Source organism: Candidatus Tokpelaia sp., assembly GCF_008636115.1.
In the GTDB taxonomy this organism is placed as follows: domain Bacteria; phylum Pseudomonadota; class Alphaproteobacteria; order Rhizobiales; family Rhizobiaceae; genus QLZD01.
On sequence record NZ_QLZD01000031.1, the window covers coordinates 211240 to 221031 of the forward strand.

At 54.9% G+C, this 9792-nt stretch carries 8 protein-coding genes; 3 read left to right on the forward strand and 5 right to left on the reverse strand.

The annotated features are described in order from the left end of the window. Nucleotides 1-153 precede the first annotated feature (153 nt). From DPQ22_RS05925 to DPQ22_RS08910, 3 genes are all read right to left on the reverse strand, one after another. Nucleotides 154-2541: a primosomal protein N' gene (locus DPQ22_RS05925; RefSeq protein ID WP_246681509.1), complete on the reverse strand. Its 2388-nt coding sequence runs from the start codon at nucleotides 2539-2541 to the stop codon at nucleotides 154-156. 101 nt (nucleotides 2542-2642) lie between these two features. Further along, nucleotides 2643-2906 carry a hypothetical protein gene (locus DPQ22_RS05930; protein WP_150214076.1) on the reverse strand — a complete coding sequence of 88 codons (264 nt, stop codon included), beginning with the start codon at nucleotides 2904-2906 and terminating at the stop codon, nucleotides 2643-2645. Continuing rightward, nucleotides 2906-3049: a hypothetical protein gene (locus tag DPQ22_RS08910; RefSeq protein ID WP_190323166.1), complete on the reverse strand. Its 144-nt coding sequence runs from the start codon at nucleotides 3047-3049 to the stop codon at nucleotides 2906-2908. The genes DPQ22_RS05930 and DPQ22_RS08910 overlap by 1 nt, the downstream gene beginning before the upstream one ends. Before the next feature lie 344 nt (nucleotides 3050-3393). On the opposite strand from DPQ22_RS08910, the gene fsa reads away from it, so the two are divergent. Together fsa and crcB are read left to right on the forward strand one after the other, a co-directional pair. Then, entirely contained in the window at nucleotides 3394-4050 is a 657-nt protein-coding gene (fsa, locus tag DPQ22_RS05935; RefSeq protein WP_150214078.1) for a fructose-6-phosphate aldolase, read from the forward strand. Nucleotides 4051-4138: 88 nt separating this feature from the next. Further along, nucleotides 4139-4615: a fluoride efflux transporter CrcB gene (crcB, locus tag DPQ22_RS05940; protein ID WP_320411420.1), complete on the forward strand. Its 477-nt coding sequence runs from the start codon at nucleotides 4139-4141 to the stop codon at nucleotides 4613-4615. A gap of 545 nt (nucleotides 4616-5160) precedes the next feature. On the opposite strand, the gene DPQ22_RS05945 is transcribed toward crcB, so the two are convergent. After that, nucleotides 5161-5751 carry a GcrA family cell cycle regulator gene (locus tag DPQ22_RS05945; protein WP_150214080.1) on the reverse strand — a complete coding sequence of 197 codons (591 nt, stop codon included), beginning with the start codon at nucleotides 5749-5751 and terminating at the stop codon, nucleotides 5161-5163. A 492-nt stretch (nucleotides 5752-6243) separates the two neighbouring features. Here DPQ22_RS05945 and DPQ22_RS05950 point away from each other — a divergent pair, with 492 nt between their 5' ends. Then, nucleotides 6244-7308 (forward strand): Hsp33 family molecular chaperone, encoded by a 1065-nt coding sequence (locus DPQ22_RS05950; RefSeq protein ID WP_425305154.1) that lies wholly within the window; start codon nucleotides 6244-6246, stop codon nucleotides 7306-7308. 114 nt (nucleotides 7309-7422) lie between these two features. Here DPQ22_RS05950 and DPQ22_RS05955 read toward each other — a convergent pair. After that, nucleotides 7423-9792: autotransporter outer membrane beta-barrel domain-containing protein (locus tag DPQ22_RS05955; RefSeq protein WP_150214083.1), on the reverse strand; the 2370-nt coding region annotated here is incomplete at its 5' end.

Sequence of the window (9792 nt, forward strand, 5' to 3'; positions counted from 1 at the left end):
TGAAACCCGCAATTCCGCTTTAACTGAACGGTCACACTGCGCCAGCTTTTATCCGGCACAGGCAAAACCGCGCACAAGCGCGGACGCGCCGCAGCATATACCCCCTCTACCCTTAGCCTCATTATGCCGGCAAGGCAAGCAGAGAATCCGCTTTTATAAAAAACTTTGCGGATCAATATCAACCTGCACGCGAACAGCAGCTGATACCGGGCCGGCCGCCGCCAGAGCCGCGCGCACAAAAGCCTGAATATGCACGGAGCGGCTATCCGCCTGCACCAGCAGGCGGAAACGCCAGCGCTTTTGCCGGCGCGCCAGCGGTGCCTCTGCCGGCCCCAGCAGCATTATGGCCGCGCTTTCCGGCGCCTTTCGGCGCAAAAGGCGGGCATAATGCTCGGCCGCCTCTCTGTTTTCGGCTGAAACAATAATCGCCGCCATCTGCCCGAAAGGCGGCAAAGAATATAAAGCCCGCTCTTCTATTTCCCGGCGGATAAAAGCCTGGCCGTCTCCCGCCGCCAAAGCTTTTATCACCGGGTGCTGCGGCTGCCAGGTCTGGATAAGACCGCGGCTTTGCGCTATTGCTCGGCCGGCGCGGCCGGTCACTTGTGACAAAAGCTGGAAGCTGCGCTCGGCCGCGCGCAAATCGCCTTTGTTCAGGCCAATATCGGCATCAACAACCCCGACAAAGGTCATTTTGGGGAAATGGTGCCCCTTGGCCACCAGTTGCGTGCCGATAATAATATCGACCGCGCCGCTCACCACGGCTTCCAGCTCGGCCCGCCTATGCTCAATTGTGCGGCCGGTGTCGGCTGAAAGCACCAAAGCCCGCGCCTGCGGAAAAAGGCGCTTTACCTCTTCGGCAATACGCTCTACCCCTGGCCCCACCGGCACTAAATGATCCAGAGTGCCGCATTCGGGGCAGGCTTCCGGCACCGGGCGGTGAAAGCCGCAATAATGGCAGACAAGCTGCCCCTGCCGGCGGTGCTCCACCAGCCAGGCCGTGCAATCCGGGCAGGAAAAACGGTGCCCGCATATGCGGCACAAAGTCAGCGGCGCATAACCGCGCCGGTTTAAAAACAACAGGCTCTGCTCATTTTTTTGCAGCGTTTGCGCCATGGCAGCCTTGACCGGCGCCGATAAAAAACTGCCTTTTTCCGGCGGTGTCTGCCGCATATCAACAATGCCGATATGCGGCAAAACGCCTGCACCAAAACGAGAGGGCAAGATGACATGCCGATAGCGCCCCTGCAAAACATTGACACAAGTCTCTACCGCCGGTGTGGCAGAAGATAAAATAACCGCTATATTGGCGCTGCGGCCGCGCGCCACTGCCATATCGCGCGCATTATAAAATATCCGCTCTTCCTGTTTATAAGCGGGGTCATGCTCCTCATCAACAATAATCAGCCCCAGCTCAGTAAAAGGCAAAAACAGCGCCGAGCGCGCGCCGGCGACAATACGCACCCGCCCCTCAGCTATTTGCCGCCAGGTCATTTCACGCTTTTTCGGGCCAAGGCCGGAATGCCACTCCGCCGGCGGCACCCCAAAACGCTTTTCAAACCGCGCCAGCACCTGCCGGGTTAAAGCAATTTCCGGCAATAATACCAGAACCTGCCGCTTTTGCCGCAGCGCTTCGGCGACAGCCTCAAAATAAACTTCCGTTTTGCCGGAGCCGGTCACCCCCTCCAATAGCGAAACACCAAACTGCTGCCGGCGCACGGCCCGGCGCAAAGCTTCTGCCGCCTCCGCCTGTTTTTGCGTGAGCACCGGCGCGGCATAATCCGCCTCAGGCGCCGGCACTACCGGCTCCGGCGGCAAATGAGCCCTGGCAAATACGCCTTGCTCAGCCAGAGTGTCAATCACCGCAGCAGAAACACCGGCTGCATGCGCCAGGCCGGAACGCGTCCATATTGGCTGCTCCGGCAAGAGCGCCAGAACACGGCGGCGCGCTTCTGTCAGCTTCGCCGGCATGGCACCGGTCCAGCGCAAAGCCGGCAAGCCGGGCAAAGGCTCCAAAGCGGCCGGGGCGGCAAGCACCATGCGCGCCGCCATACCTATAGGCGTCATGGTATAATCGGCAAAAAAACGGATAAATTGCATCAATTCGGACGATAAAGGCGGACAATCAAAAATTTTGTCAACAAAGCGCAGCCGGCCGGCAGCCGGTTTTTGCGGCGCGCGATCGGCAATTACCCCGGCCACCAGGCGCCGGCCCAAAGGCACGCGCACCACTGTGCCGGCCGGCAGGCTCAAGGGCGCCGGTCCAATATTTCCCGCCGCGGCGGCTGTTTTTGCCGGCGTTTCGCGCGGCATAAAAGCAGCCGGCACAGCATAAGAATAGGCTTCCGCCTGCGGCACTGGCACCAGCACAGAAACAAGATCCGCTGCCTCATCTGCCGCTATATTATCGGCTTTTGCCGCGGCTTTGCCGGCCCTGGCGGCAGATTTTCTGCCGGCGCGGCGCGGCAAAGCCGGCAGAAAATCTGCCGCATGGGTTTCACCAAAAAGATTTGCCTCAAAAAACGGCTTTTTTGTCATAAACATTTAAGGCGCTGTATCTTATTTGCGGCGGCGCGCCTGCACCTTTCGCCTTTGTCACATTGTTGCTCCCAAACCCCTGAAAAAAATCGCCAGAAGCCATCTCACTATCCACAGCTTCTCGGGAATAAAGCCCGCATAAAGCTTCCCTTAAAGGTAGCGCCGGCTGCGTCCGCCTCTATCATCAGACGCGCCGCGTCTATTTCAAGCATTCTTTCAAGCGCAGCGGTTTGCCGCCGGCGCATTTCAGCCTCAAACTGTTCTTTTTTATCGTCCAACGTGTTGATAAAGGCAATATGTTCATTATAATTCTCCTCAGTCATATTGAATACGCCAACTTTCGCAAGCGACTGCTCAAATTCGCCTGCCATTATATTGAGTCTTTCCTTTTGCTTTCAGATTGTTGCAAATTACTCTGTTTTCCTGTTAAAAATTCTGATTTTTCAATCTGCCGGGTTTTTCCTGCTATTTTTCTCTGCTTTGGCACGCTCTTTAAAACAGGCTCCATTGTCATGAATTTACACGCCGCACCATCTTACATTAGCGGCCGCCTGTATCCCGCCATTATTGCTTGCAATGCCGCTTTTACCCTGCCATAATCGCAGTCTGCCAGACAGCCTGTCCTCTTTTTGTTGAGCGCAAATTCGCCTGTTCCGACAGGCGCCAAATGCCGTTGCTGCCGGAAATTTGTGCACAGCCTGCCGCGGCCGCGCTGACGGAGCGCATAACCGGCGCGGCAAAATTGCGCAAAGGAGCTAAAAAGCACTTGCCGCCAGGTGACAAAGGCCTAAAATAGAATCTCGTTTCAGGGTGCCGGCGGCGGGACGCCGCAAGGGCAAGGCAAATCGGGAGGAGATTATGCAATTTTTTATCGACAGCGCCGAAGTGGAGGAAATCCGCGCCTTGAATGCCTGTATGCCGGTAGAAGGTGTGACCACTAATCCTTCTCTCATTTTAAAATCCGGCCGCAAAATAGAAGAAGTGCTGGAAGAAATCTGCTCTCTTATTGGCGGCCCGGTCTCGGCCGAAGTGACGGCCGAAGATTATGATAATATGATGCGTCAGGCCGATATACTGGCGAAACTTGCCGATAATATCTGCATTAAACTGCCAATGACAGCAGACGGCCTGCGCGCTTGCCGCGAAATTACGGCAAACGGGCACAAAACCAATATGACCTTGTGCTTTAGCGCCAATCAGGCTTTGCTGGCCGCCAAGGCCAATGCCGCTTTTGTTTCTCCCTTTATCGGCCGGCTGATCGATAATGGCGGAGACGGCCTGCAACTCATTGCCGATATTCGCAAAATTTATGATTTTTACGGTTTTGGCACCAAAATTCTGGCCGCCTCTCTTCGGGAACCAGGCCATGTCAGCGGCGCAGCTCTGGCGGGGGCAGATTGCGCTACTTTGCCGCCGCAGCTTATGCGCGCTTTGGTGCAGCACCCATTGACAGATAAGGGGATTTCTGCCTTCGCCGCCGATTGGGCCAAAACCGGCCAGATAATTGGCGGCTAGGGCAGCCGCATGAATCGGAAGGCGAAAACGGGCCTGAATCAGCGGCAAAATGCCGGCAAGAGCGCAGGCAAATAAAGGCGAACCTGTTATGGCAGCTATAGCAGCAAGTTTATGGGTGGCTTTGGGCGGAGCACTGGGCAGTGTCGCTCGTTATTGGCTGGGGCTGCTTACAGCATCAATCAGCCGCTCTTTCCCGTGGGGGACGCTTTTTATCAATATTAGCGGCTCATTTCTGATTGCCTTTTTCGGCGCTTTAACTGCGGCACATCATGCCGGACGGTGGCCTGTCAGTGAAAATATGCGCCTGTTTGTGATGGTCGGCCTGTGCGGCGGTTTTACCACTTTTTCTGCTTTCAGCCTGCAAAATCTTGAGCTGCTGCGCCAGGGTGCCATTTTCCGCGCTTTTGCCAATATAGTGCTTGCCATAGCTCTCTGCCTTGCCGCTTGCGCTCTGGGTGCCCTATGGGCAGAAAAACTTGCCCGGAACAGGCAGGTTACAGCGCAAATACCGGACGGCCAGCATTATGAGCAAATTATCCGTGATAAAATAGAAGAAGAAGCCTGAATTTGCGGCTCAGGCTGACAATGCGGCTTTCCCCGCTTAAATTATCTCTTGAAAAAGCCGAAAAATGCCGGAGCAAAAACCAAAATGCCAAGGCAGGAGCCAGCATTAACCACCAGGCCGACAGCCCCCGGCGCCGCTTACTGCAATTCCCGTAGCTCCCGGCCGCCTTTGCTGCCGCGGCCGCGCACAAACAGCAAGAAAAGCTGCGGCTTGACGTATTTTGTACAGCTCACACGCGCCCCTGCGGTTTGCAGGGCAGCTATAATGCCCTTCACCACTGGACGAAGCTCAATAATGGCCGCAGTCTGACTGTATTTTGCGCGGCTCATGCGCGCCTGTTCTTTGTTGCGCCCAAAGCCACAGGCCGGCCTGTCAGACCAGCCTGTCCAACTCGTCCGCTGCGGCCTGGCCTGCTTTTCCGATGAGCTATACTGCCACTCTCAATCAGTCAGCGCGGCCTGCCTCCCTGATTAGCCATACGCATATTGCCGTGCTTGCCCGCACTAATCCGGTTTGCACGCTCCGCGCGCTCCTTCGGTTTCGGCTTAATTTTTCCTTTTATCGGCAGCAGAACTAAAAGCCAGCCGGGCATGGCAGGCGCAATAAGGGCCGGATTCATCAGAGTCAGCGCCGCAAAAAGCAAAATCTTCACTTAAGGGATCACCCAGCGGCCATTTACAAGTGCGCTCTGTCAACTGCATCAAGCCAAGCCGGCGCTCAAAGGGCACGACCACATTTTCCTGCGCCCGCGGCCGTATTTGCGGCGCCACCGCTGCTTCCTCAATAAATTCTACTTTCAGTGCTGTCGCGCCAATAATCACGCCGCCTGTCGGCCGCCGCCGGCTCCTGCTCCCTGCTCCTGCCACAGTGCCGCTGCCGGTGGCTTCCGGCGGCGAAAATTGCGCCCTTGTTTCTCTTTTCCCCGCTGCGCCGGCTTCAGGCGCCGCATTGGCATTGGCCGCCGCTTTTTGCCGCCGCTTTTGTGTTTTGGTGCGGCCGGCAAGTTTTAGCCTATGCGCTTTGCCAATAACGGCATTGCGCGTCACCCCACCCAGTTGCGCGGCTATCTGGCTGGCACTGAAACCTTCTGCCCAAAGCCTTTTCAACTGCTCAACTCGTTCCTCTGTCCAATTCATCTGAACAATCCGCTCCTATGCCTGATCTTATTCTGCCTCGCAACCGCAGCAGGCGGGCCAAGGCACCCCCTATTCCGTTTTGCTGGAAAACGCGGCCGGACGGCAAGCAAACCGGCGCTGAACATAGTGCTCCAAACTTACAAAGAGGAAGACTCCCCCGCAAGACTCCCCCGCTTTTATCCCACAAATTTTACACCCTTTATTAACCATATTGATAAAAAGCTGCGGCTTTGTAACAGTTTTAACACAGTCTGCTTATGTCCCGATTTTCGCCTGTTTATGGCAGCCTGTCCGGCTTTATCAAAAATAACATATTAAGATTACAGGATAAAACAGCGCATAGACGGCGCCCGATGCTCCCCGCTGCGGCTGCGCCCCAACGCCGCTGCCGGATAATGGCCCTCAGGGGCTTTTTATCGCTCCTGCCGTAACTTATATAGGAGAGCGGAAAATATGCAGCCAAAGGGAAATTACGTGACCAAAAGCGCCAGAATTTCGTCTAAAACAGCAAAACAGCAGCCATTGGGCGGCAAGACAAACCGGCAAACAGCAATATTTTCTTTGGCCGGTGATGATGCAGTGCTGCCCTTTGCGGTAGAAAGCTTAAGCGCCCGCGGACGGGCGGTGCAGCTTGGCCCGGCGCTGGACAGGTTGATTAAACGCCATAATTACCCTGAACCCGTGGCTGCTACTCTGGCTGAAGCAGTGGTTCTGGCAGCTTTGCTCGGCAGTTCGCTCAAATTTCAGGGCAAATTTATTTTGCAAACCCAGACAGACGGGGCCGTTAATCTGATAGTATGTGACTATGCTGCTCCGGCAGCGCCCGATGCCCCGGCGGCTATCCGCGCTTATGCCCGTTTTGACGCGGCAAAACTGGCGCAGCTCACAACGGCAAAAGCGCTCAGTCAGGCCGATTTACTGGGTAAAGGCAGTTTGGCGCTGACCCTTGACCAAGGGCCGCATATGCAGCTTTATCAGGGTATAGTTGCCCTGGAAGGCACAGGGCTGGGAGAAGCGGCGCATCAATATTTTGCCCAATCAGAGCAAATACCGACCAAAATCCGCCTGGCCACGGCTTTGCTTTCTACCCGCAATGCGGCGGGCGACTGGCAGGCGGCACGCCGCGGCGGCGGGGTGCTGGTGCAATATTTGCCGCAAGGGAGCCATGAAGCGCGGCAAACAGCCGATAAGCCGGGCAAGACCGGCAGCACAGAAGAGGCAGGGCCGCAATCGGCGCAGGATAAATGGCGTGAGACAGAAATTTTGGCCGCCACGATTGAAGATGCCGAGCTGACAGACCCGCAATTACCGGTAGAGCAGCTTTTATATCGCCTGTTTCATCAGCAGGGCGTGCGTATTTTCCCGCCGCAAAAGCTGGAAGAAAAATGCTCCTGCTCACGTGAAAAATTATTCCATATTTTAGCCGGTTTTTCTGAAGAAGAGCGGCAAATGAGTCTGGAAGACGGTAAAATTCAGGTAAAATGCGAATTTTGCTCTGCTGTTTATGCGTTTTCGCCTGATGAATTCAGCAAAAGCGCGGCGACTAAAACAAAATAACAGGTGATTAGCGCGGCGGCTGAAGCGGCCTATGCCGATAATAAAGAAAAACACTGTGTCGGACGGCGCCGTCTTTTATGTTTGTCGCCTGTTTCCGCCCGTTATGGCTTAAACCTAATATTTGCCGCGGAAATTTATGCGCACGCCGTGATCGGTGTTTTTTTGCCCATATTGGCCATTATAAGAAACACCAAGCGCAGTTTTATCGGTAATACGGAAGTCCATGCCGGTTTCCACCGCCATATTATCACGCTCCAGCGGCGTGCCCTGTGTATCAAAAGCCTGCGACTGGGCAAAGGACATGCCGGTTGTCGGCACGGCATTGCCGTAAATATGCTGCCAGCCCAGCATAGCATGGATAATGGCGCTGCGCCCTTCTTTGTTACATAATTGCAGGCGGCTGCGCAGGCCCACCAGGCTGGCGGCGTAATCCTGGCTGCCGCGGCCGCCGGCAAGGGCAGCCTCACCGCCATGCTCACGCACTTTGCCATTATGCAAATAATTATAAGAAAGCCGGGCAAAAGGCTCCAGCCGATTTTGAGAAAAAGCCAGCGGCAGCCCGGCCTCACTGAATATTTGTGTCAGCCGGGCATGATATTTGCTTTTCAGAAAATCATCATAGCGGACAAATTCCACCGCGCGTCTGGTATGAATTTCATACCAGTTTTGCTGCGCTCCAAGGCGGATATTAACGCCTTTATACTGTTTGCCGCCGTAAAGGCCGCTATAAATTGTGCGCATATGGCCGTAATCCGGCAATTCCTTATTATTGAAATCTGAATAGCCAAGCCCCAAAGCGCCGCCCAGCAGCCATTTTCCCAAAATTGTATCCATGCCGACAAAGCTGCCGGTTGTCGTCATTCTATGGCCATAAGCGCCATTGCTGCTTCTGGTATTATTTTGCCGTGATGAAAAACCGCGCACCCAAACTTCACCGCTCCCCTGGCCGACAGGAATATTGCCTGAGGGCAGCACCCCGGCCGCCCCGGTTTTGCGGGCAGCGGCAGAGGCCGCCGCAAGCGCAGGATACCCCAATATTTGCGCCGGCCGCGGCGATTGCCGGCTGCCGTTTTCGCCCCGTCTGCCTCGCCTTCTGGTGCGGCAGCATTCTTCTGTAGCGGCGGCCATGCGATCATTCATAAAATCCGGCAGATAATTGCTGCTCTGCATAATGGCCGAACGCGTAGAGGCATAAATCTGCCCTGAAAGCTGCTTTAAAGCCTCCTGCGCTTCGGCTGTGGTGCTGTTTAAAATATGAATCAGCAAATTACTGCTCAGGGGCAAGGTTTCCAGCCCGGCCCCCAGTTTGCGCTCATTGCCGCGGCGGCCGATAGTATCCAGGGTCACGCCATTGCGGAGAAACTGGATACTAATGCCGTTTGCCGTTCTTTTAAAAACCGGGGTGATAAAATCTGTCGTATATTCCGGCACAATGCCGTCAAAATTGCCGGTCAGGGCGCCGGTGCTGGAAATAATATCCTGCAACACAGCGCCCGGGTGCAAAAAACCGCGCGTTGCGACATCACCGCCTTTAATATCGGCATCACCATTGACAATTATTTTATCATTCTGACCGTCTGCTCCCTGTTTGACAACCAGGCTTGAGCCTTTGTCAAAAACAGTATCGCCTTCCACTATTAATGTCCCGGTGCTGCCGCTGCTGCCGGCAGAGCCGTCACCGCCGTCTTTTTTAATACCGGGGGCCACCGAGCTGCCGTCTTGCGCATGCAGCCCGTGCACTGTGCCGCTGCCGCTGACTGTTGCGCCGGAATGAACCGCCACATCGGAATTGCTTAAATTACCGCCCAGTTGCAATTCGCCGGATTTTACCTGTGTATTGCCGCTATAATCACTGTCGCCGGTCAAGATCAATGTGCCGCTGCCGACTTTGTCTATACCGCCGCTGCCGGTAATATTGCCGCCAAAATCGGAATCCTTGTTATTGCCGCCAATAGTCAGCGTATTGTCACCCAGATCAACTGTGCCGTCACCCGTGATAGAGCCAACGCCCGTGCCGCCATTGGTCAGGCCGCCAAGATCCATAGTGCCGCCTTTGTCAATCGCAATATCGGATTGGCTGCCGTCAGCATTATCATTAAAAGTCACTGTGCCGTCTTTGCCAACAGCAATTTGTGAAGAGCCGGCGGCGGATTTATCATTAAAATTGATTGTGCCGTCTGCCCCTATTTTAATGGAAGAATTGCCGGCATTGCTGCTATCATTAAAATCCACTGTCCCATTATCAACGGAAATAATTCTGGAGCTGCCGGCACTGGTATTATCGCCAAAGGCGGCTTTGCCGCCATTCCTCACCTCAATATCGGCATTATCGGCAGTGGAGCCGTCACGAAACTCTACCGTGCCGTTATCTACTGCAATAATCCCCGAATTGCCGGCAGAGGAATTATCATTGAAATTAGCCTCACCGCCCGCGCCGACAGTAACATCAGAATTACCGGCATTGCTGTTATCATTAAAATCAAC

Excerpts from the sequence above, each read along its gene's own strand:
- DPQ22_RS05945 (WP_150214080.1), bottom strand. The coding sequence starts at position 5,751 with ATGAATTGGACAGAGGAACGAGTTGAGCAGTTGAAAAGGCTTTGGGCA.
- DPQ22_RS05925 (WP_246681509.1), bottom strand. The coding sequence starts at position 2,541 with ATGTTTATGACAAAAAAGCCGTTTTTTGAGGCAAATCTTTTTGGTGAA.
- DPQ22_RS05930 (WP_150214076.1), bottom strand. The coding sequence starts at position 2,906 with ATGGCAGGCGAATTTGAGCAGTCGCTTGCGAAAGTTGGCGTATTCAAT.
- DPQ22_RS08910 (WP_190323166.1), bottom strand. The coding sequence starts at position 3,049 with ATGACAATGGAGCCTGTTTTAAAGAGCGTGCCAAAGCAGAGAAAAATA.
- crcB (WP_320411420.1), top strand. The coding sequence starts at position 4,139 with ATGGCAGCTATAGCAGCAAGTTTATGGGTGGCTTTGGGCGGAGCACTG.
- fsa (WP_150214078.1), top strand. The coding sequence starts at position 3,394 with ATGCAATTTTTTATCGACAGCGCCGAAGTGGAGGAAATCCGCGCCTTG.